The sequence below is a fragment of the Bradyrhizobium sp. USDA 4510 genome (assembly GCF_054059095.1).
Genome location: NZ_JBSSBT010000001.1, coordinates 1,218,025 through 1,241,965, shown reverse-complemented (window position 1 = coordinate 1,241,965; position 23,941 = coordinate 1,218,025). Strand labels below are relative to the sequence as shown.

The 23,941-nt window shown below is 59.0% G+C and carries 13 protein-coding genes; 2 read left to right on the top strand and 11 right to left on the bottom strand.

The annotated features are described in order from the left end of the window. Window positions 1-454: 454 nt before the first annotated feature. The gene (locus tag ACVMDN_RS05525) at window positions 455-1,120 is read right to left on the bottom strand and encodes an FkbM family methyltransferase (protein WP_069276058.1); all 666 of its coding nucleotides are present in this window, start codon (window positions 1,118-1,120) and stop codon (window positions 455-457) included. A gap of 570 nt (window positions 1,121-1,690) precedes the next feature. Here ACVMDN_RS05525 and ACVMDN_RS05520 point away from each other — a divergent pair. Next, window positions 1,691-2,005, top strand: coding sequence for a co-chaperone GroES (locus tag ACVMDN_RS05520; RefSeq protein WP_069276059.1), 315 nt, complete (start codon window positions 1,691-1,693; stop codon window positions 2,003-2,005). A gap of 82 nt (window positions 2,006-2,087) precedes the next feature. Continuing rightward, on the top strand, window positions 2,088-3,728 hold the full coding sequence (groL, locus tag ACVMDN_RS05515) for a chaperonin GroEL (RefSeq protein WP_069276060.1): 1,641 nt from the start codon (window positions 2,088-2,090) through the stop codon (window positions 3,726-3,728). A 1,840-nt stretch (window positions 3,729-5,568) separates the two neighbouring features. Here groL and ACVMDN_RS05510 read toward each other — a convergent pair. From ACVMDN_RS05510 to ACVMDN_RS05465, 10 genes are all read right to left on the bottom strand, one after another. Beyond that, window positions 5,569-6,312 carry a hypothetical protein gene (locus ACVMDN_RS05510; RefSeq protein ID WP_245313760.1) on the bottom strand — a complete coding sequence of 248 codons (744 nt, stop codon included), beginning with the start codon at window positions 6,310-6,312 and terminating at the stop codon, window positions 5,569-5,571. After that, window positions 6,309-7,481: an alanine racemase gene (alr, locus tag ACVMDN_RS05505; RefSeq protein ID WP_081334850.1), complete on the bottom strand. Its 1,173-nt coding sequence runs from the start codon at window positions 7,479-7,481 to the stop codon at window positions 6,309-6,311. Before alr ends, ACVMDN_RS05510 begins: the two co-directional genes overlap by 4 nt. A 29-nt stretch (window positions 7,482-7,510) precedes the next feature. Beyond that, the gene (locus ACVMDN_RS05500) at window positions 7,511-8,581 is read right to left on the bottom strand and encodes an NAD(P)/FAD-dependent oxidoreductase (protein ID WP_069276063.1); all 1,071 of its coding nucleotides are present in this window, start codon (window positions 8,579-8,581) and stop codon (window positions 7,511-7,513) included. Further along, window positions 8,578-8,910: a cupin domain-containing protein gene (locus ACVMDN_RS05495; protein ID WP_069276064.1), complete on the bottom strand. Its 333-nt coding sequence runs from the start codon at window positions 8,908-8,910 to the stop codon at window positions 8,578-8,580. The genes ACVMDN_RS05500 and ACVMDN_RS05495 overlap by 4 nt, the downstream gene beginning before the upstream one ends. Window positions 8,911-8,966: 56 nt before the next feature. After that, the gene (locus tag ACVMDN_RS05490; RefSeq protein WP_069276065.1) at window positions 8,967-10,277 is read right to left on the bottom strand and encodes a lysine N(6)-hydroxylase/L-ornithine N(5)-oxygenase family protein; all 1,311 of its coding nucleotides are present in this window, start codon (window positions 10,275-10,277) and stop codon (window positions 8,967-8,969) included. 25 nt (window positions 10,278-10,302) lie between these two features. Next, window positions 10,303-11,520, bottom strand: coding sequence for an MFS transporter (locus ACVMDN_RS05485; RefSeq protein ID WP_245313761.1), 1,218 nt, complete (start codon window positions 11,518-11,520; stop codon window positions 10,303-10,305). Beyond that, window positions 11,517-13,178: a class I tRNA ligase family protein gene (locus tag ACVMDN_RS05480; RefSeq protein ID WP_256558788.1), complete on the bottom strand. Its 1,662-nt coding sequence runs from the start codon at window positions 13,176-13,178 to the stop codon at window positions 11,517-11,519. The genes ACVMDN_RS05485 and ACVMDN_RS05480 overlap by 4 nt, the downstream gene beginning before the upstream one ends. A 1,435-nt stretch (window positions 13,179-14,613) precedes the next feature. Next, entirely contained in the window at window positions 14,614-15,888 is a 1,275-nt protein-coding gene (locus ACVMDN_RS05475) for an IS256 family transposase (protein WP_456813726.1), read from the bottom strand. Window positions 15,889-15,956: 68 nt separating this feature from the next. Then, the gene (locus ACVMDN_RS05470; protein ID WP_069279871.1) at window positions 15,957-16,229 is read right to left on the bottom strand and encodes a hypothetical protein; all 273 of its coding nucleotides are present in this window, start codon (window positions 16,227-16,229) and stop codon (window positions 15,957-15,959) included. A 93-nt stretch (window positions 16,230-16,322) separates the two neighbouring features. Continuing rightward, complete coding sequence (locus tag ACVMDN_RS05465; protein WP_456835512.1) at window positions 16,323-23,810, bottom strand: shikimate kinase; 7,488 nt, start codon at window positions 23,808-23,810, stop codon at window positions 16,323-16,325. Window positions 23,811-23,941: the final 131 nt, after the last annotated feature.

Below are 23,941 nucleotides of genomic sequence, written 5' to 3'. Positions count from 1 at the left end.
ACAACAGCACTAAGCGCACAATCGAAGTGGCGAGTCTTAAGGATCTACGAGAACTGATGCAATTGCTCTGGCATTTATTCAAAACAGTGGATCGGCTCCCTAGAGGGCCGGAGCACGCAGCAGCAGTTCAGACGATTAAGCGCTTAGAGCGTCGGCTGGCAGTGCTGGTTCATGCATCTGAGAAGGCTCGAGCTGCTGGCCCCGGGGTCGCTGACCGTGGCGAGCTCGCTGACTAAAGACTATCTGACCATCACAAAGACCGTCGAAAGATCCTACCTATGCGAGCGTCGCCAAGACTGCATGGCGAGCGGAGATGTGAAAGAAATGTTCAGAGCGCACCTATCCGGACCACCGCATCGTTTTGCTTGGTAATCGGCCGTCGTGCAGCGGCACGCTGGAGAGAATACGCAGCAAGCCTTCCAGAGGTGAATGAGGGGCGGATAGGTGGCAGGCGCTAAAGGCGCGTATTCCTGAGCAGTATATCACCTTCCACAGCCCGGGGATAATGGGCCGCCACCTCGAACGACGGTAATAGATCAAGAATGGCTTGCATCGACAGCTGCCCTTCGTAGAGTTCTCTATCGCTATATTCCGTGTAGATGAATCGCGTGTTGCTCAAGGTCTGCATGCCGCCAGCGATGACGTCGGCCTCCGCGCCTTGGACATCCATCCAGATGAAATCGACCGTATTCACCTTAGCGTCGCTGCACCAATCGTCCAGCCGTCGGGTTTCAACCGAGAACGGCCGATCGAACCGAACCCAATCATACTCGGTAAGATGGTTTTTCGGCCGGCGTATTGAGCCGGAGAGATCCCATTCTTTTGCATCTCCATCCGCATTGCTTGGATGGAAATCGATCGTTCCGTTTCGATCACTGATCGCGATTTCAAGCAGCTTCACCTTCGCGAGGGAAGGACCCAACTTCTTTTTGAAGCGCGCGATCGCCCGAGGGTCCGGCTCAAAGCAGTAAAGCTGAGCGTTTGGGCACAGGGTAAGAAAATGCTGCGTGTCGGTTCCGTCATTGCAACCGATATCCAAGATGACCGGATTCGGCTTCTGAAGAAGTGAGATGATGTGCTGATGTACTTCTGCAGACGACGGCACAGGTTGTTTTTCCATTGACGCGGAGATCGGTTGAATTCGTCTTCAAATCCGCAATCACACGCCAGACGCTTCGGCACAACGTATATCAACGTATATAATCCATATGCCGGTCCGATTCCCTTGATCAGTCAGCGCTATTGAATGAAATGCCGTCGACACCAACCAGGCCGGCCGCATAGTTGCTCCCAGCCGAATTCGTATGAGGCAGATTTGGTCGGCGGGCTGACAACGAAGATCCGTGGAAAAGCTACGGAAAGAGACTGTCGCGCTCGATTGCCGTCCATCCGTCGATCGTCCTCCGGGTTCTCGTGAATGGCCAGACCTTGGTGCGCCAGCGTGCACGATTTGGCCAATGCGCTGGCAGTAAACTCGAGCTTTGACGAAACGCAATGTCAGATTCGTAACAGCTTGGCGAGCTGTGTACATGAGGGCGTTTGCTTCCGGACGAATGAACGCGCCGGCCAAGTGCGCGATTCAGCAGAACTGCAGGCGGATTACTCCGCTCATCTCTGGCCTGGCTCTTGCAGTAATTGGGCTGTTCACAATGTGCCCATCTCTACTCGTTCAAATGCTCAGGAGGCTTGCATGAATTTCCGTCCGCTTCACGACCGCGTCGTGGTCAAGCGCATCGACGCTGAAGAGAAGACAGCTGGCGGCATCATCATTCCCGACACAGCCAAGGAAAAGCCCTCGCAGGGCGAAATCGTAGCGGTTGGCCCAGGCGGCCGTGACGAGGCCGGTAAGCTGATTCCGATCGACGTGGAGGTCGGCGATCGCGTGCTGTTCGGAAAGTGGTCAGGCACCGAAGTCAAGGTCGACAGTCAGGAGCTGTTAATCATGAAGGAGAGCGATATCATGGGCGTTCTCACCGATGTGTTTTCCAAGAAGAAAGCCGCCTAGTCCAGCGCTCCCACCGCTCAGCCCTGACGAGCGCTTTGCCGGGCGTACCGCAGGATGAGGAATTACACTGAGGAATTCGATTATGTCAGCCAAGGAAGTCAAGTTCGGCGTAGAAGCGCGAGACCGCATGTTGCGCGGTGTCGACATCCTCGCCAATGCCGTGCAGGTCACCCTCGGTCCGAAGGGCCGCAACGTGGTGCTCGAGAAGTCGTTCGGCGCTCCCCGCATCACCAAAGACGGCGTCGCCGTCGCCAAGGAAGTGGAGCTCGAGGAAAAGTTCGAGAATATGGGCGCCCAGATGGTGCGCGAGGTCGCGGCCAAGGCGGCGGACGCGGCCGGCGACGGCACCACGACGGCGACCGTGCTCGCGGCTGCCATCGTGCGCGAAGGCGCCAAGTCGGTTGCCGCCGGCATGAACCCGATGGACCTGAAGCGTGGTATCGACCTCGCGGTCGAAGCCGTCGTGGCCGACCTCCAGAAGAACTCGAAGAAGGTCACCTCGAACGAGGAGATCGCCCAGGTCGGCACAATTTCGGCCAACGGCGATGCCGAGATCGGCAAGTTCCTCGCCGACGCCATGAAGAAGGTCGGCAACGAGGGCGTGATCACGGTCGAGGAAGCCAAGTCGCTCGAGACCGAGCTCGACGTCGTCGAGGGCATGCAGTTCGACCGCGGCTACATCTCGCCCTACTTCGTCACCAACGCCGACAAGATGCGCGTTGAGATGGACGACGCCTACATCCTGATCAACGAGAAGAAGCTCTCCTCGCTGAACGAGCTGCTGCCGCTGCTCGAGGCCGTGGTGCAGACCGGCAAGCCGCTGGTCATCGTCGCCGAGGACGTCGAAGGCGAAGCTCTCGCCACTCTCGTCGTCAACCGCCTGCGTGGCGGCCTGAAGGTCGCGGCCGTCAAGGCTCCGGGCTTCGGCGATCGCCGCAAGGCCATGCTGCAGGACATCGCGATCCTGACCGGCGGCCAGGCCATCTCGGAAGACCTCGGCATCAAGCTTGAGAACGTCACGCTCAACATGCTCGGTCGCGCCAAGAAGGTGATGATCGACAAGGAGAACACCACCATCGTCAACGGCGCCGGCAAGAAGGCCGACATCGACGCCCGCGTTGCCCAGATCAAGGCGCAGATCGAGGAGACCACCTCGGACTACGACCGTGAGAAGCTGCAGGAGCGTCTCGCCAAGCTCGCGGGCGGCGTCGCGGTGATCCGCGTCGGCGGCGCGACCGAGGTCGAGGTGAAGGAGCGCAAGGATCGCGTTGATGACGCGATGCACGCGACCCGCGCGGCTGTCGAGGAAGGCATTCTCCCGGGCGGCGGCGTCGCCCTGCTCCGTGCCTCCGAGCAGCTCAAGGGCCTGCGCACCAAGAACGACGACCAGAAGACCGGCGTCGAGATTGTGCGCAAGGCGCTATCTTGGCCGGCTCGGCAGATCGCGATTAACGCCGGTGAAGATGGCTCGGTCGTGGTCGGTAAAGTCCTAGAGCAGGATCAGTACTCTTACGGCTTCGACGCGCAGACTGGCGAGTACAGCAACCTTGTCTCCAAGGGCATTATCGACCCGACCAAGGTCGTGCGCATCGCGGTCCAGAACGCCTCCTCCGTGGCGGCGCTCTTGATCACCACGGAAGCGATGGTTGCCGAGCTGCCGAAGAAGATCGCGCCCGGTCCCGCCATGCCTCCGGGCGGCGGCATGGGCGGCATGGACTTCTGATCGGCCTCTCAGAGGATCGACCGATGGAACCCTGGCAGCAATGCCAGGGTTTTTCGACTTCGGGCAGGCCTGTACCCGCGGGGGCTATTGCCAGCCGGAAGCTGGTTCGGCGGCTGGCCCAGAAAAACCCGACGGCGAAACCATCGAGCCATTCATATCAGCGCCTAAGTTAGCTAGCCTGACGTCTTCGGGCGCCGCTCGGCCTTGAGCAGAGTGAATGGGCCTCAGCATAGCGGCGGATGAACACGTCAGGTATGCTACGGAAAGTCCGCTGATTGTGTCCCACCTCGTGCCGGAATGCCTTTTACCGATCAACCACTGACTATTGATGCCGTTCCATGAGAACATGTCCTCCGATCGCAGATTTCGCGACCTCTCAATTCGAAGACAACGGTCCAGATCGATCCAAGGATCTGGTGTGTGTCAGGGAGCAGAGCCGAGAACGCTCTGGACGAAGCCACGAGCGATGTACATTTACTATAGCGTTGCGCCAGCCAAGCCGCGGACCTCGACACTCGGATGGACAACGTTTCTTCCGAACAGGGTGCTTGGCATTGTCGCAGCTATCTAACCAGGACAGTTGTGGCGTCGTGCCGAGATCCTTCTTGGGAAAGCAGGGGCATCTAGCGGTGGCCAGGAATAAGTACGGCTCAGGCGATAGGAAGTCGCTGCCGAGGACACCGCTGGCTAAGTAACGGATGCGTCACGAGAGCGGTCGTTACTCGAATTTCCTTCAGGTGTGGACGATCGATCCGGCTGATCGAGCTTTGGAGAAATAGCGTCGACAAAGTTCTCTGGTAGCGCCTTCATTAGTCACAACGCACCAATAAGATCACGTAAAGACGGCCCCACCGAGGGGTTCAAGCCAAGCGCGCCGAGCCGCTGGTCGTCGAAATCACGAAATGAAAATAACCCCGCGCTGCGCTCGCATCATCGGAATGAATTTGGGTTCCGGAAATGACGCGTGTGAATTTCAGCGAAGAAGCGTCAACGTCCCGACCTGATGGGTATCACGATCCTGCCCTTTTGTTTGCTCACCGGTTCCGGCTTTCAAAATCCAGCAGGATCTTCGCGAAACATCGGTTTGGACGAGCATGCTATTAGTCGCATCCTCTCTGCAAAAGCGGGAAATAGCCCCATAAAGCCGCTCGCTATCATCTGTAGGCAGGTGCGATCGTTGTCGCAAGCGCTGACGACCTCGTCCGGATTACTGGAAGGCGGCCGCTCGCGAAGGGAGCGTCGGCACTCTCGGCCCGCCAATGAAACGCCGCGAATTTACGGCCGTTCGCAACTTATTTGCAGATCATCACTCGTTGTATGTAGATCAAGCCGACGTGTCAGCCAAGGCTTTCACTGAGCGACTTAGCGGGAGCTTTCGCCGATGGTAGCCATGGATCCGGACATCTTCGCGGATTTGCTCGCTGACCGAGCGTACGACACGTTTCTTCCGCCAGTTCCTGTTGAGATCGATTGGAATGCAACTGCCTCGAGGAACGACGAGAAGGTCGTTCCGTTCGTTCAGGTAGACGTCGTACATGGAAGTCCTCTCTCCGGCTGAACATAGGCCGAAGCTCAGACTCTTTGGTGACTTGGACGACACAGTCTCGAGAAAGTGCACAAGGGCTTTGCTTTCGGCACGCCGAAGGCTGCGCAGTACGATTTCAGCCTCATCGTAAGAAGTGGAGCGAAGCCGAAGGAACACTCCGCGCTGCGACACCGTCTCGATCGTCGCGAGCCTCAGCTCTCGGTTTGGCACGGCCGTATGCTCGTCGTTGCCTCACCGGGCCGGCAAATGACGGTAGCATTCCTTACTGCTTGCTTGCCGCCTGACGCCGACGATCTAACATCTGTGTTCGGTATCTTGACCAGCTATTTTCTGATGACTCTTTTTGAAATGGAGGAAGTTGCAGACATCAAAATGTTGTATGTCGTTCAAGCGGAAGCCATACGCCGATATATGGTTCACGAGGAAGAGCGGATCGAAGGCGAACGCCTGGAACCCGTTCGAGCAATCTAACCGAACATAGTCATCCGTGCGCACCACCTCCCGAACAGCAATGCCGCAAAAATCATAGTATTCGCGGCGAGCCAACGTTGCCGTCTCGCTCGTCGAAAAGAGCGACAAAGCTAGATCAAATGGCGTTTTACAGACCAGCGTCAGAAAGTCGATCGGCGCATCCATCGTACCAAGAAAATTAAATGGCAGTATGCAAAGCACCCTTTCCTCATATCGGCGCATTATCTCATCGACCAGCCGTGTTCTTTTGAAGAACTTTCCGGCCTCACAACGGATCACTGCTCCTCTCCTGCTCTTTAACCGGCGCACACGAGGTGGACTTATATCGATGCCAAGATAATCGTTGTCGTCGTTTTTGATGCCGATAAGGCGATAGCCGCTACAACCTACTTCTATGATCAACTCGTATCGGGTCGCATCCAGAAGATCGAGGTAGAACAGTTTCTCGCGGCGGTGGAATCGACGCACCTCGGCGGTGAAATAGGTCGGACGCATGAGACGTATGCCTTCATCGCCTAGATAAATCGCCCGATTGACTTGCTGGGATCGGCGAGTGGAGGAGTTCACCGGTGCCTCATATCATTTCGTTCGGATGAGACGTAAAGTCTGCGGCATCGCCGTCCGATGCCTGTGGTCAATTCATCGCTCAGCATTTTCGCGGATGACGCCATATCTCCCACGGTTTGCTCGGGGCAAATGAGGTCCACCACCGTACCTGGCCGTGTCCAATTCTCGTCCAGGTCAGTTACATCAATGGTAATAATATCCATCGAAACGAACCCGACGATAGGGACGCGACTCCCACATATGAAGACATGCCCTCGATTGCCGAGCGTACGCGGAAATCCATCGGCATAACCAATAGCGGCCGCCGCGATCCGCATCCGCGTCTTCACGGTGTAGGACCTGAAATAGCCAATGGCTTCTCCGCGCTCGACTACACGGGATTGGATGATTTTCGTTCGTAGACGGACAACTTGCTTTGGTTTGAAATCGGGATCATCGGACGTCGAGAAGCCGAATATTCCCCCGCCCGCTCTTATGAGATCAAAGTGAAATTCATATCCGGCAAGCAGTCCCGCCGAATTCGATAAAGAAAGAATCGCATTCGGGAACAAATGGGCAAGTCTACGAAACCGATTTAGTTGTTCGAGGCAGACCTCGTTTCGCCACTCTGCACAAGCGAGCTGGCTCATGAACAGCACGACAGGCATTTCCGATAACCCGCTTCTATTCCCGGCGATCGTGTCCAGCTCATCAATGGAAAAGCCCAACCGAGACAGGCCCGTGTCGACATGAATTCCTGCTGGCAGCGCGCGATTCCGAAGCCGGCAATGCCGAAGCCAAGCCTCCAATTGCTCCCTGCTGTTGAGAATTGGCAGCAAATTGTGCTGCTCGGCCGCCAGTTCCATGCCTGGCATAGCGCCATGGAGCATATAGATCTTTGCGAACGATGGCACCTCATCGCGCAGGGCAATGCCTTCCTCCACATCGGCTACGAAAAAGTGCGCGCAGCCGAGCGAAGCCAGGAAGGGCGCGATCCGTGCCGCGCCAAGACCGTAGGCATCGGCCTTGACAACGGCGCCGCAAGCGCTGCGAGGCGCAAGCGCCTGGCACTTGCGATAATTGGCTTCAATGGCGCTGAGATCGACGATCATGGTCGATCTCGACGTCTCGCGGCCAGCAGCTGCAAGATCATGCTGGGGATCGGCTTCCATACCATTCGTATCTGGCATTTGTCTTCTCATCACGGCACGCCGGGAAACTATCGATGGTGAGAATACAGGGATCCTATTGCGTCTTCCGCACACGCCGGTCCGAAGCGAAACCCGTTACCTGATCCGCCGCCAATGACATACAGTCCGGCGACATCTTGAGCCGGACGAGAGAACGGGACACCATCGTCTGAATAGCAATCGCAAAACACACGCGCTGATGTCACCGCAGGCATGTCAGGGGAAAACCATTTTGCCAGGATTGCGGTGGCTCGCGCCAGATCGTCCGAACTGACCTGCAGCCCGCCGGCGTCAGGCCTCACATCCCATTCTTGCGATGTGAAGCTGAACAGCCAATACCCCTCCTCGATCATGGGAATGAGGAACGCGTAATCATCGAACAGGCCGATCATTGGACAGTTCGCGGTAGGACGCGCCGCCAAGTGAAGCGCAACGACCTTTTTTACTCGTAATCGCGGCTCGTCCGCGAGATGCGCGCGCAACGGTGATCCTTGAAGCCATGGACCGATTGCCAGAATGGCTCGCCTTGCCGAGCATTCGGTATCATCGGAGGCCTGAAGAAGGATACGGTTTGGTCCCTGCCGTATCCGTTCGATAGATGTGCCCTCGCATATCGAAATTCCCCCGGCTTTGAGCCTTTGGGCCAGATCCTGAAGAATGGAACGGACCGGGCAGTAAGACCCCCGATCCAGCATCACGGCCATCTCGTCGGGAACCAAAAACCGCGGCAGCGAGGAAAGCCTCTCTGTGAGCGCGAAGGATGCTGATGGGATGGTATCGCCCACGCAATTCATCTGAGCGAGTTCTCCTGGATGACGCGTCAACCAGAACACGTCACAGTTGCGACCATCGGGCCACCGCCCATCGGGATAGAGCTCTCGCCAAATCTTCGAACCGCGATTGAACAGGCTTCTTTCCTTTTCATTACGGCCGATGTTAATCTGGATTCCTGGAGCAAACCCGCTGGCACCTGCCCCTACGGTCTCTCGTTCGAAGATGACGATTCTGTCCCGAGGATTACTACGCGCTGCAATGAAGGCGGCACTCAGGCCCATGACCCCGGCTCCAATGACCGCCAGGTCATGAATGCTGTCGGTCATCGGGCCCGCTCCCAGGCGATGGACAAAGCGCTCAGAACTTCGCCACCACGATTTTCAAGATAGTGGGTTCGATCTGGCTGCAAAAATACCATATCGCCGGCCTTGATAGCCAACTCTCCGTCATCCGTTATCACCCGCCCATGGCCGCTCGTGATGCGCCAGATCTCGCAGGACGGATGGGAATGAGGCGCCGACACCGCGAACGGATCCAGTCGGAATTCGATGAGTTCGACGGGACAAGCGGTCTCGGAATCTCGGACGGGCTGCAAGACTACGCCGGGACTATAGACCGTCATTTCACCCAGGATCATCAACTGTGCATTCTTCATCGTATACTCCGAACGACTATCGGCCGGTCCTGACGTGGCGCAGACCTGTTCGCCGGTCAGCAGGAGGCCTCGGGATCAACGCCATCCCACCTGACGGCACCGGTTGCAGGGCCGCAGTCGTAAGCTACGCGGCCGATGATTGAATTGAGGATCAGCGAAGCACGCCAAGGAACCAGGCTCAGATTTGTATCGGCGATGCCATGCTGAAAGCGTGCGCCGTTCTGGACGTACAAACGACACTTTCCGGGACCGTCAAAGCGCGCCGAGAACTGCTTGTCGACCATGATCTCTTGGGAGCCACCTGGGGCATCTAAGACCGTGAGCCGACCTGCGATCGGCTTTAGAAACGAAGGGATTTCGGTGCGATAGCCTGTCGCTAGGACGACAATGTCTGCGACAAGCTGTGAACAAGCGCCCGTCTCCTGGTGGCGCAAGCGCAAGCGAAAAGGAGAGACGCCGAGCAAGTCCTCAGCCGTCGTGGCCACGCGTATTTCTACATGCTCTGGATAGGACCGCTTATGAACTTCGCGATCGTACAGTGCATTGTAGATAGCGCGCAGCGTCGAGCCATTGACGCCGTCGCTGGCCAATATCTGTCGCTCAAGACTTTCCTTTCGGGCCGCCGCACTCTTGTCAAAGAACCAATCACCATGTTGCGGAAAGAACCATTCATTGACGAAAGGACTGTCTTCGAGGGCGAATATGTTTGCGCGGCATGTCACCCAGGTCAGAGTTCCCAACGGACCGCACGCACCACCAAGCAGGTGAAGAAATATTTCGGCCCCGCTTTGGCCGCCGCCTACGACCACAACGCGCTTGCCGGAAAGCTCACGCCGCTGCAGGAGAAGGGCACTACCGTGAAACACCTCATTTGGCGGTGCATTACGGCCCCACTCGGGGACAGACGGTACCCTGCCAACACCAACCACAATCGTACTGGTTTGGTAATTGCGGCAACCCGTTGTGATATTGAAGAGCTCGCCGCGCAATTCGACTGCGGTAACGTGCACGCCAAATCGAATGTTCGGCAGCTTCGCCGCCGCCCAGCGCAAATAGTCTTCAAATTCACTGCGGCTGACAGACGCCAGTCCCCGCACGATAGCTTGATAAAGACGCCTTTTATCATGCAAATAGGCGAGGAAGCTGTATGCGCTCGTTGGATCCGCCGGCGTGACCAGGTCTTTCAGCGGGCTGGTTTGCATGACCGAGCCTCCTATGAGCAGGCCGGGATGCCACCTGAGCGTCTCCGAACTCTCGAGGATGTTCAAGGAAACTTCCGGAATTGGAGTTGCGAGCGCTGCCAAGCTCAGATTAGCCGGACCCGCGCCGATCGCGACTACGTCATGGTTATGGCTTTGCTTGGACATCCCGTGATTCTCCGCAAGAAGCTGGTCAGTGCGCCCGGCCGGCCGAGAACACCTGTGTCGTAAGAATTACGGCATTGGCGACGACAAGCATCATCATGCTCATCAGAAGATGATCGAAGCTGCTGGCCTTCACGATTTGTGCCGCGATGCTCGGAAATCCGAATAAGCCGACGAAGTAGGAGAGCGTGAATACCTGAGACGCAATGGCCAGGGGGGTCCCATCCCGGTCGGCAAGATCGACGGCCATGCTGTTCAGCGTCGAATAGCTTAGACCGTATCCCAGCGCGAACACCATTGTTCCGATGATGTAGATCGCTGTACTGTCTACATTGACGAAAAGGATCAACAGTCCCGCAATGGTGCACATGAAGAGCACCGCGACCGCGCGTTCAATGCGGACTTTTCCAATAATCGGTGCCACCGCAAATCGCATGAAGACGGCTGTCAGCGTGAAGACAAGAAAGAACGTGTCGGCAGATTGCGCCCGCGACGCGGCGTAAAGCGTTTGGAACGTGAAAAGACCGGCGAAAACGCACCCCCCCACGCCGATCATGATGATCGGATAGCGCGTGCTCGATCTGAAGATCTCCATCACGCCTTGCAGGGTGAGACCTACATTCGGCATCCTCGGTTGAGAAGCGTGGGCGCCCCTCCTGCCTGCAAGCTCGAAAACGGTCGCGGCGACAAGACATGCGGCGGCGAACAGGGCATAAACTGCAATATAGGATCCTGCAGTCTCCGCGACGGCGCGCGCGAGAGGAGCAGCAAGTCCGATACCCAGCATTTGAGACCCTGAAAGCAGGGTAAGATACTTGATCCGAGCCTCAGACCGCACGTGCCTCAGGACTTCAAGCGGCGCCAGCATATAAAAGCCAGACCACCCAACGCCGAGAAAAAATCCGCCTGCGTAAGCGAAAAGCGTCGAAGTTGACGCGGACGCGAAACATGCCATCGCGATCGTCATCATCACCGCGGCCGCGCTGATAGTTCGCGTCAAGCCCACTGAATCCGCGATCCGGCCGACGAGGAGCGAACACAGTATTGTCGCGATCGTACCGGTCGATATGACGGCGCCAGCGGTCGTGGCGCTCTGCCCAATGGACCTCAGGGCATCCACGAGGAAGAAGCTTGAGCCATAGGATGTGGCCAGGCTGATACTGCCAAGCATGAATGGGATGGAAACTTGCAACGGGACTGCACTGGGCAGTTTGTCCGCAGGAGCAATGTTTGCGGCGCGTGTCATGCTGCAATCTTCCCCGGAAGGCATCGTTCAATATCCGCAACCTCCAGCCTGCGCCCACCGATCTGCGGTGCGGTCCCGCATCGTTGGAATGAAGGCGTCGATGCGCGTGCAGCGACGGGATGTGCGCCATGACCGAGCCAGCGCCACAAGGCTCCTGCTATCTTGGGCATCAGCGGCCAAGCCAGTATGCTGAATCCCATAAGCCAAGTGTAGGCGCACTGATGGTCCGGCGCGCCATCAAGATGATCGACCCAATCGATAACCGGCCTCGACGCTTGTGATACGCGTAGATGATCGAGCGAAAGCGCGGCGCACTGTTTTTCGTAGAGCCCATCCAGCGTGGCCATCATCGCGCCATCGACGTGACATCCAGCGAGAGCCGGCATCGCGTTTATGGATTCCGTGCAGCGGTCGATGGCCGCTGATATCCTATCGAGAACTGCATTGTAACGATGGACCAGCTGTTCTGGCACCAAATCGGTTTCAGCTTCTTCCGGGCAGATTTCGGACAAGTACACTCTAAGTACATCGACGGATATATTCGGAATTCTAGCGATGTCACCTGCCCAGATCACGTGCCCGCGACTGGTCGAGAACTTCGATCCGTTCAGCCGAAGGAAGTGATTAAAGAAAATTCGATCGAACGAGCGAAACGAGTTCTGGCCTAACGCGCATCCAGTAACTCCGACAAGCATCGGAATGGTGTTATCGATACCGGTACCGCCGATGAGGAACGCATCGGACTCGCGCGCAAAAGGACTTGGCTTGCCCGCGTCCTCCGTGTCCTTTTGCCCGCAATAGAGAGAGTGAGCGTAGAGTAACGAGGAGTAGCTAAACAATATCTGCTGGGTGTCGAAATGCCGCGACTTCCAGGCCAACCCGTGGAGTCCCGGCACGGTCAGCCGCATTTGCTGTCCTTTGCGCGCGACATATCGATGTCCTATCTCCAGAAAGCCGGCTTCGATGGCAGTATCGTCCCAAGCTCGTAGAAGCAGGTCCTTTTCCGGAATTGAAAGGAACGCGGAAATATTCTCCGGCCACTCGACAATCCGCCCGCGCCTCGATAACGGATTCAACGCTTCCTCGGGCTCGAAATGATGTCCACACCGTTCGCAGAAGAAGCTACCTGCTGCGGCCAAGCAAACCGGACAGGTGGCACCGAACCAGCCTCCGATGCAGAACCGCTCTTCTCGTGGTGTGGCGGCAGAACCCGCATCGTCCATTGGTAAGTGGACCGCGGAGAAATGTAGCGAGCCCGCTGCAGATAAGGCGCCCATGAGCGCGTTGCCGACTTTCGAAAAGCGCCGCAGATTCCTGCCATACGCCGGATCATCGAAATGATCGAAAACGATACCTACCGAGGCGAGATCCTCGACGATTTTCGTATGGAAAGCGTGGGCTAAGTCGGACGGATCGACGTTCTCACGGGCCGCTCGAACAAGGACATGATTCTCGAAACCGTCGGTCGTCAGTCCCGAACGGACATGATGGCCCGCTCTCTTGAGGTGCTTCTGCACAATATCCATTCTGAGATACGGCCCCGCGGCATGGCCCAGATGTGCTCTGCCATTGGCTGTCAAGTTGACGGGAGATACGTACACATCGACGGGACGCGCATTCGCTACGTTTATCCGTGAGATCGTCGGGCTTCTTCTCATATCCGCACGAGTGACTTCTATGAACAGATATCTGGAGCGTCCAATCAAGTGCCCCGACATTGCCTCTGGAAACACCAAGGCGCACGCGGCTTGCGGGCTCGTGGACGCGATCGGGCTGCGTATTTCGAACTGCGCTTCAGACGGCGAAGACCTGCATCGTTCTGTTCGAGATTTCAGTGCAGACGACGCTCTTTCGCTGGATACTCGACGTATCGCTCCACCACAGCTAGCAACATAGGTAATCTCCTGCTGACGCTGTGAATGAAGCAAGCGGCGCGCCAACTGAAGTCGCTGTTCTGCGCGCTTTCTCAGGGCCTGAGTACGTCAGCTTTCCGACATTCGTCATGAATCGCAGACGCGGCTTCCATATTTCCGACAATGCGTTGACGGCGGCCTCGAGTGCCCTCCGGTCGACGACGTTGGGATCGAACTGCTCGGGGCCCATAGGCGCATTTGTTTGTGTTCCGGATGTGAGCGTAGCCCTGAGGCCCATTTGATTGGCGCTCGACGTCTATTTTGAGCACGTCGCGCGGTTGGGTCGCTGATGGCATCGAGGTATTCGCTTTAGCCCGGCGCACCGCCGACATCTTCCGGAGGACAGCGGCCGCCGGCCTCAAGCAAGAGGGAAAGTCCGTTGTCGTGTAGTTGAACCACTTATCGAGCTTGATCGCGAGCGTGTGGTGGCCACCCTCGGTAGGGCTCAGCGGGACAGCTTTGGCATTTTGAACAATTCCTCAGCCATTGATTAAGGCGCGGGGACATGGAGGTTCCCCGATTTTGAAGCGCGGCTCGTGTCGGATTTACCGTTCGTTCTGGTAGTGGAAGACGACGAACCGCTCCACGAAATCCTTCGCGAGGCCCCAAAAAGGCGGGCTGGGCCTTCTGACGGCCGCGTCGAAACCCAACACCGATGATGGGCTAGCGTTGCTGTCCTCCGCACGAAGAAAGTGGATGCCTTTGCCGTAATCCGATCCAGCAGCTCATTTCCGGGACATCCCAGAGCCGTTCGACCCAATCATTAATCGGTGCTGCGGTGCCGGCCGATTGGCGACGAGGTGGTCGAGATGCAGCGGCACGGGCCCGGGCCACTCTCATTGTGCGGATGTCCAACCAGGATCCGCGTAGCATCCACCACAAATACGCACAATCGGAGCCGTTCTGCTGCTGGGTCAAGCGAGCTGGCTGCAGCCGGCGCGCAGTCTCTGCGAGCTGTTCCGCAACGGTGCTGTTGCGTGATCCGGCGGAATCGTAGTCATGAGCAACCACCCGTTCATGCGCGTGGCGATCCAGCAGGAGTGGAGACCAATGGGCATTGTCACCTAGACCGTCGTCATTCAATGACAGAAACAAAAGCTGGCTGTGTCGTTGCCATTCTGGTCGGGGGATGTCCCGATCGGTGTTGAACTACGTCGGGCCGACGCTGCCGGAATGAATGTTACGCGGCCCTCGTGACGTGGGCAACGGGCTTGATCGTCATGCGATCGTAGTGAGCTTGAAGGGCCGCACGCAGAACCGACAATTGCTTATGCGCCTTCAATCGTCGAAAGCCCTTGTTGGCCTCGATCATGCCGGCCGCGACCCATCGCAAGGCCATACCGGCATCCCGCCAGCGTTTGACGTTGCGCGTGACGCGGCGAATGGTGCCCATCATGTTCTCGGCGATGTTGGTACAGGCGAGCGATCGACGAAGTTCCTTCGGCAGCTTCAACCGGACGACAGTCAGGATTTCGTCGAGGCCTTCGAGGATGCTGGCCGCGACGCCGGGCCATTGCTGGTCGAGTCGACGCGCGAGATTGCGGATCAATTTTTCAGCCTTGTCGGCGTCATCGAGCTCCCAGGCCTGGCGCAGCACCCGACGGGTGGCCGCATGATGCTGTTTCGGCAGGCGTTCCATGATGTTGCGCGCCTTGTGGATCTGGCAGCGCTGGATCGCAGCGGCCGAACCGAAGGTGCGGCGGATCGCCTTCGACAACGCTTTCGCGCCGTCGGCGATGAACAGTCTTGGCACCGTCGGGGCGAGCCCGCGCGAGACCAGGTTGTCCAGCAGGGCCTGAACCGTTGCGGCATTCTCGGTCGCCCCTTCCACCAGAGCCAGCGGATGCTTGTTGCCTTCGCCGTCAACCCCGATCGCGGCGACCAGCACGAGATCGTCGCCGAGATGCAGCCCGTCGATTTGGACCACCAGAAGGTCGAGCGCGGACAGATCGGTAGCCATGAAGTCGGCCAGCCGCGCCGCCGACAGCGCTACGAACCTCCGCGAGGCCGCCGACTTCGAAACCCCCGATCCGGGCGGTGCCGGCACGTCACCCTCGGGCAGCCGGACAGCGCGGCCGAACCGGCGCGTCGACACATTGATCAGCATCAGGTTCATCGCCCAGCGACCGAGCCAATCCTCCTGCGCCGCCGTTTCCCAGCTCGGGATCGTGACCTCGCGGCCGTCCACGCCCCGGACCCGCGGACGCTCGACCTCGATCTTGCCGCCGTGGAAACCGATTCGTCCCCGCGTTCGGCCCCAACGGTGCGCCCGCCGCGCCGCGTCGCGACCGTGGCGCGGCCCGCAGGCCGCCGTGACATCCGCCTCCATCATCGTGCCGAGCGCCTCGATCCCTGCCGCAAGGCAGAACCGATCGAAGCTCGCTCGCACTTCCGCAAACGCGTCGTCCACAGCCGCGATCGCCGGCCAACTAGCCGGTGTGATATCTCTCGTCATGGCGTTGCTCTCCTTTGTGGAATCAGCACCCCGAGCCTACCGGCTCAAGGTGGTCAACGCCGACCTCTTCAGAAATTCAACAGAACCCGGGACATCCCCTTCTGGTCGTGGACAATCCCCATTGAGGTTTCCTGAAGGTCATTTCGCTGCCAGCAGATGACTTTGCTTGGGCTCAACCAGCCGCGTCTGCGCAGCAAGAAACTGATCATGCCTCGCAACTGCTCGTGCAGCAGAGCGTAGTCGGCCGCGATATCGTCAGCTGGCAAATCCGTGGCGCCGTCAACGAAGCCGGCATCGGCCAGGGCTCCCGGGTACAAACCCCGATTTGAAACGTTTGACATCACAAGTCGTGCGGTGTCGACGGAAATCGAGCACAGATCCAGCACTGCGATGGATTGTCTGACGGAAGCCGTAGCAGTCTATAGTGACGTGGATCATGGCATCTCCTCCATAACCGAGCCAGATTGCCCGGCGTCTAGCCCGCCACCGGCGCAAAGATAGCCGTGCAGCTCGCTAAGACAAGCATCCGCGCTCTTGAGTTCGCGCCGGTCCTGTGGGGCAATCGTGAGATTGGCGAGCTTATACACAGGATTGCGCTGCTCCATCAGCTTTGTGATCATCTCGTCCCGGTCTGCGGTTTGTATTTTCGGACGGTTGGTGTCGTGTCGCAGGTTGCGCCTGATCACGTCCTCGTTGGTATTAAGCCAGATCGAGACCGCCTTCTCGCCGACACGACGGCGGACTTCTTCGGACATGAAGGCTCCGCCACCGGTTGCGAGCACCAGCGGCCCCCGATCGAGCAGACGGCAGATCTCATTCGCCTCGAGATCCCTGAAATGCGCCTCGCCGTCCTCCGCGAAAATCCTGGTTATGGACTTGCCAGTCTTCGCCTCGATCTCTTTATCGGAGTCGACGAACGTCAGCCCCAGCTGCTTTGCGAGTGCAGGTCCCACAGTGGATTTCCCGGCCCCCATCATGCCAACGAGCACGATCGGGCGGTTGTCGAGGGCGCCAACAATCTCTGTAGCGCGTGCCGACCTCGCTGCGCGTGTCGGCCGGGTCACGTTCGACACACGAGCAGGGCGAGCGCTAACGCGATTGCCGGCTTCGGCTTCCCAATGGGGGATCTCTGCGGCACCCTCCGGGATGACAACCCTGTTGCACGCCCCTCGCACGCGCTCCAGGAGCTGCTCGGCTATAGACTCATCCGGGGGCTCTTCGCTCCCTCGCTGCAGCCGTCTGAGCTTCTGCAGCTCCTTGTACGTCTCATGATTGTCGAGCTTGGCCTTGTAGCTGTCTGCCGTGTGAAACTCGAGCTCAAAACGGTAACCGCCAGGCGTGCCGAACACTGTCTTGATGCCAGCGAAGGTCCGCGATCGCGTCCTGAACCAGTTAGTCGTGCTGACCTCGCTATACCCGCTCTCCTCGAACGCTAGAATGGCTTTCTTGAAGGCACGTGTAAAATCCCTGTCAGAGAATTCGAAGACGTGGCGTACAGCGTTGTTGAAAAGCTGGACGCCGGCCTCAGAGCTGGCCTGGATTCCGGTGAGCTCGTCTGTCATTGAGCTTGGCGATCTAAGACGCTTAGCCAAATGGGGCATCTTCACCTCGATGCCGGCCCCCTTAAGGGCTTCGGCAACCGCCTTTGCCGTCCGCGTGATGTCCTTCTCTTCGGCTTGAGCGCGGGAAACCTCCATTTGGGCGCGCTGTGTCGCCTCCTCGCGAGTCAACGTGATTGTGGTTGCGACATCTTCGGTAGCAAGCGTTAGATCCGAGGATTCGCGCAGAATCCCCCGCTCGGCAGCGAGCTTGATCGAGGCTTGCATGATCGAAGCCGCCAGCGTCGGATTGTCCTTGAGATCCTCCAAGGCCGCATCGACATCGAAACGACCTTGGTTGAGGGTAGCCGCCAAGCTCTTGGTGTATGGAGCCGACTTCAACCCGGGTGTCTCTTGCAACAGGCGCTGAAGCTGCCTGCTCTTGATCATAAAGGCGTAAGCGCCAGTGTCGGATTTGTAGGCGTCAGTTCCGACTTTGATGCCGATGCTCAGCAGGTTTTTTGCACTTTGCACGAGGTCGTGCGGCATGTAACCATCCGGTCGGGGCTCGATGCGCGTAGGGTAACGATCGACCAGAAGCTGGACGCGGTCCCGTGGGTGAGCCGTTGCCGGATAGGTCTCGGCAAGCGGCGGAAACAGCTCGCAAAGCTCTTGGCTCATTGCGAGCTGTCTCTCACTCGCAGTAGCGGCTGTTTCGGGCAGGAGTTCGGGCGGGACTTGCTGGTCGAGACCAGCCGCCCACGCCTCGAGTTCGGTGAGAAGCAACTCGGCCGTCTCGCGCGCGACGGGATGGTGTGCCAGCTCAATGTCGTGCCGCGCCTTCTCGAGCTTGTCCCGGACGTCGTGAGCACTAACCTGTTCCTGCTCCAGCAGGCCGCGAATGTCTCGCTTGAGCTCTCGGTCAATGCCTTCGTACGTGCCGAATATGGCACGTTCGGCAAACCACTGCCGGGCTTCATCTGATTGAGCCAGAAAGCCTCGCTGCAGGCCGGTATAGGTTTCCAGAACGTTCCGCGTGGCGGCGAGAATCTGGCTGGCGCGACCGAAATTATAGCGACCGTCCTCAATCGCCGGGGTATGGGATTTTGGCGGCTTGAGCGAGCGGAGGCCGCTAGCTTGCTCCTCTTGGTCGAATTGCCTGACATGCTCGTAAAACTGCGGCCGGTCGGCAATGATAATGGCCGTATCGCCATCGAAGTCGCCGTCGAGTTTTTTCTGTTCATCAGGCGGGATGGCAACCAGGGACCCCGGAGCGAAGATCTCAGTGGCCTGCAGGATCCCGATACAATCGAGCGCGCTGTCCGCCGTTACGCGGTCCTTGCCCTTGATCCAGCTCGAATGGCACTTGACGTCCTCGGCGGACATCACCAAGCCACGGTCGGCGAAGTCGGCCGGCCACATTTCATCCGGCACCACGATCAGAAGCCCCTTGGCGAAGAAAGTCGGATCATCGACTGCCAGCTTCTCCCCCGACTTCTGGGCGACGTTGAAGCTGTATTGTATGGTCACGCACTGATCGAGAAACGCCGCAGTCGGGTCCCCGTCCGCAGCTGACCTGACGCGATCGGGGGCGAACGGGCGGAGGTTGGGCTTGTCGTAGGGCGATCGCCCGATCAGCACGCCACCACCGGTCAATGTTTCGCTCTTGAGCCTCGGCACATGCAGACAGCCATCAGCGGATGGGACGGCGACGGCGCCCGGACCATTGATATTCGCGGCTGTTACGACGCGAAACAGCTCCTCCGACGTCAGCTCTTGCTTTACCCGACTCTCAAGCCAGCTCATCGCCTTCCGCCGGGCCTCATCCGCTACTTGCTCGCTGCGCGGATAATGTTGCAAGGCCGACGCTGGCAGGGATGCTCTCCTTCCCTCGGCAAAGGCCTGCACGCGGTCAGGACCTTCCTGCTCGCCGGCGCGGCAAACAGCTGGCATAAGCTTGGCCAGCGAGGCCCGGATGAAGCCGCAGCCGTCGTGCGGTCGCAATGCAATGGGTCCGGCCGCCCCCCTCAGCTGGAAGGGATGCTCCTCGTTGGCAGGGCGGTCAGGCAGCAGCGCCAGTTTGAAGGCGCCTTCCAGCGCGGAGTCGTGGGGTGATAGACCTTTGATCGCCGGCGGCGCCGCAAAGCCTCTGCGCTGAGTATAATAATAGGCCTCTTTGAAAGGGGCCCACGCGCGCGACAGCTGCTCGAATGCTGTACCCGGCCCGGTTTCGGCATAGGGAATCGCCAGCAGCTTTCCCCCCGAAAGCTTTGCTTGCTCGTCTGGGGCGCGGGTCGCAATTTGAGACACAGTTAATCGTGGCGGCTTTAACTTGCTGCCGCCGAACAAGTCAATCCGGTATGGAATACCGTTTACATTTACCGTACGCGCCAGCATGAAGGCGCTCGGGGGTGCCGGCAATTGTACCGCGACGACGGGCAGGGCCCCCGAAGTCAGGCGATGGAAAATCGAGTACCGCGTCTCCGGCTCCGTGGCCAACGGCCGCCCATGCATGTCCACGACCGGCAACTGCATCAGTCCCGCCTCACCTTGCGGAGACCTCGGGGCGTGGTCCATGGCTCGCAATACCTGGTGCACGTCGAACACCGACGGAGGACGTTGCGCCTGGATCGCCGCCGCATCCTGCTCCATGAATAAGTCCAGCGCATCCACTGGACTATCCGCCTCGATCTGCGCAATCAGATTCCAGCTCATGCTGGACAGATCGTCTTGAATCAGGTCGCGAGCGCTTGCCAGGATCTCTCTCGTGCCGCGCTGCAGCTCTTTCTGCCTGGCCCGTAAATTTGCCCCGTTGCCCTCGACATAGGGTGACCTGAACAATCTCTCCAGCGCCGCACGGGCCTTGAGCGTCTGATAGATCGATAAAGCGGGGCTCCGGCTCGCAAGGGGCCCACGGCTCCGCTCCGCATCGCCCGCGTTCAGATGCGCCTTGATCTTTTGCTCGAGCACGGGCTGAAGGTCGTTGAGCACGTTGAGGGCCTGCCTGCGGTGCCAGCGCAGTGGCTTCTCTGGGCTGCGCGCGAGCGGCAGCAGAGCAGCACTCAGATTACCCATAGTTTCAAGGTTGTTCTCGGCGGAAAAACCAGGAGCTGAACGCAATTCAGAGAGCCGACTCAAGCCTGTCGGCGCGAGCAAACCGAGATCATCGAATAGGCCAACCTTACCCAGCGCCTTGAAAATGTTCGTGATGCTCAGAACCTCAGCCTTCAACAGGCGATCATTATCATAGTGCAGGTAGTGGGCGAGCTTGTGTAACCGATCCTTCGGCAGAGCAGCATCCGTAATCTCCCCACTCTCCTCCGCCCTCATGATCGTTCGGGACAGAGCGTTGGCGAGCATCGCCAGCTCAGGCGTGGTGAACACACTAAATCGCTGCGCTCCAGCTCCCAATTCGCGCGCGATGTCCATGGTGGACTGACAGCATATCGGCTCCCCAGGCCACTTGCTGAAGCCGTTCAGAAGGTTCGCCACTGCCTGCGGAGAGAAATTGGAGAGCTGATGCTGACGGGTTTCCTGGGCGATTGCCATTGTTGCTTTGAGACAATCCTCACTCTCCGGCCATTTGCTGAAGCCGTTCACCAGGTTCGCAAAGTTCTGACGATTGAAATCGGAGAGTGCAAACTCATCGCGCGCGCCGCGGCGGAGGACCTCACCCGCAATGGCAAACGCAGCCTTGCGACAGTCCGGCGCCTCCGGCCACTTGCTGAAGCCGTTCACCAGGTTCGTCAATCCCTGGGGGGTAAAATCAGAGAGTTCGGCGCGGCGAAGGACCTCATGCGCGATCGCACAGGTCGCGCCGCGACAGTCCGGCGCGTCCGGCCACTTGCTGAACCCGTTCACTAGGTTTGCCAGTGCCTGCGGGGCAAAATCGAAGAGTTCGGCGCGAAGGACCTCACGCGCGATCGCAAACGTGGCCTCGGGACAGTCCGGCGCGTCCGGCCATTTGCTGAAGCCGTTCACAAGCATCGCCAAGTGCTGGTCGCTAAAATGCCGGGCACCGCGACGAAGGATCTCACCCGCGATCGCAAACGTGGCGCCGCGGCAGGCCGACGCATCCGGCCATTTGCTGAAGCCGTTCACCAGGTGCGCAAAGTCCCGATGATTGAAACCAGAGAGTGCGAACTCACCGCGCGCGCCGCGGTGAACGACCTCACCCCCGATCGCAACCGTAGCGTCGCCACAGTCCGGCGCGTCAGGCCACTTGCTGAAGCCGTTCACCAGGTTCGCAAGCTCCTGCGGAGTAAAATGAGAGAGCTGGGTGCCGCGGCGAAGGACCTCATGTGCGATCGCAGACGCGGCCTCGCGGCAGTCCCGCGCGTCGGGCCACTTGCTGAAACCGTTTACCAGATTAGCGAGGTGCTGGTGGGAAAAATGGGAGAGTTCGGCACGGCGAAGCAGCTCACCCGCGATCGCAAACGTCGCCGCGCGACATTCCGGCGCGTCCGGCCACTTGCCGAAGCCATTCACCAGGTTCCCCAGCTCCTGCGGAATAAACTGAGAGAGCCGGGCGCTGCGGCGAAGGACCTCACCCGCGATCGCAACCGTTGCGCCGCGACAGTCCGGCGCATCCGCCCACTTGCTGAGCCCGTTCACCAGGTTAGCCAGTTCCTGGTAGGTGAATTCAGAGAGCCGGACATGGCGGTCGCGGCGAAGGACCTCGCCCGCGATCGCAAACGTGGCGTCGCGCGTATCCGCCTCGTCCGGCCACTTGTTAAAGCCGTTCACCAGGTTGGCCACTTGCTGGTGAGTGAGTTTAGAGAGCGAGGCATAACGGTCGCGGCGAAGGACCTCACCCGCGATCGCAAGCGTAGCGTCACGACAGTCACGCGCGTCCGGCCATTTGCTGAAGCCGTTCACAAGCATCGCCAAGTGCTGGCTCTCAAAATGCCGGGCGCCGCGGCACAGGACCTCGCCCGCGATCGCAAGCGTAGCGTCACGACAGTCACGCGCGTCCGGCCATTTGCTGAAGCCGTTCACAAGCATCGCCAAGTGTTGGCTCTCAAAATGCCGGGCGCCGCGGCGCCGGACCTCGCCCGCGATTGCAAGCGTAGCGTCACGACAGTCCCGCGCGTCCGGCCATTTGCTGAAGCCGTTCACCAGGTTAGCCAGATTCTGGTGATTGAATTCCGAGAGCCGAGCACGGCGGTCGCGGCGGAGCACCTCACTCGCGATCGCCAATGTGGCCTCGCGCGGGTCCGCCTCGTCCGGCCACTTGCTAAAGCCGCTTACCAGAATCGCCAGTGTCTGCGGCTCAAAGCCGGACAAAGTGAACTCACGGCGGCGAAGAACCTCAGACGCGATCGCAAACGTGCCGTCGCGACAGTCTGGCGCGTCCGGCCATCTGCTGAACCCGTTCACAAGCATCGCCAAATGTTTCTGCTCAAAATGAGAGAGCTCGCTGTTGCGGCCGGCACGACGGACCACGCGAGCGATAGCTTCCGTGCCCTCACGAGTGCCCGCCTCCTGCGTCCACTTGCTGAAACCGTTCACCAACAGCGAGAGATTTTGGTCACTCGCCCCGGCAAGTACCTTGGGTTCATCGCGACAAAACTCAGCGATTCTGATGACTCCATTGCGGCATGTCTTCGACTGCTGTTGCCGACCGAATGATGTCGCGAACAGCGCAAGAGCAGCGGGCTTGAGTTCGCGCATTAATGTATTGGAAAGCTGCGACACCCGAGATGCCACCGCTTTGCAAGCTTCGAGGCCTTCCTGACCGCCGGCCTCGCGGCTCACAACGTTGCATGCCGTGGCGTAGCCCCAGGATTCCCCGCGGCGGATATCGTCCTCGAAGTGGGTGACAAATTGGCTCCTGAACTGGGCGGCAGCCTTTTGCACAAAGACCGCACGGATCTTCTCGTCCTCCCGCTGCAGCCGCTTGTCATTTTCCACCACTGCACGTGAAAATTCGACAATGTCGCGAGCGAAATAAATGGCGTCCAGAGCGGCGTTACATTGCTGTTCTGAAATCGCGGCTTGCCTGCCCTGCGGGGCGACATAATCCAGGCGCCGCCGCTTTGGCGCTGCCTCCAGGTCCGATATAGATTGCCCGTGCGAGGAAGAGGCACCTCGTGAACTCCCGGGCTGTTCGGCACGGCGGCTCTCGGCACCGGAACGCGACGCACTTTCTTCCCAATTTGGCGCGCCGCGATGCGCCAAATACCGCAAAGCTGGCTCGTCGACATGCGTATTCACGGAAGGATCGGTTGACGTGCGGCGTCGGGCATCGCTGGCCGAAGTCGGCGTTCGGGCCGAGCCCGCAGTCAGGTCCTGATTTTCAGAGCGCAAGCCCTGTAAGACAGAACTGAACTTCGAGCGATCGTTTCCGCCGCCAAGATCTGCTTCAGGGCTGGACCAGTCCATCTCTGATCCGCGGGCTTCCTTCGCTCTCCAGTCGGCTCTCGTCAAAATCAATCTCCCATGCGAGCTAGAATGCGCCGATTCCGACGGTGGCATAGAGGCCTGCGGCGTCGGCCCCAACGACTTTTGCTTCA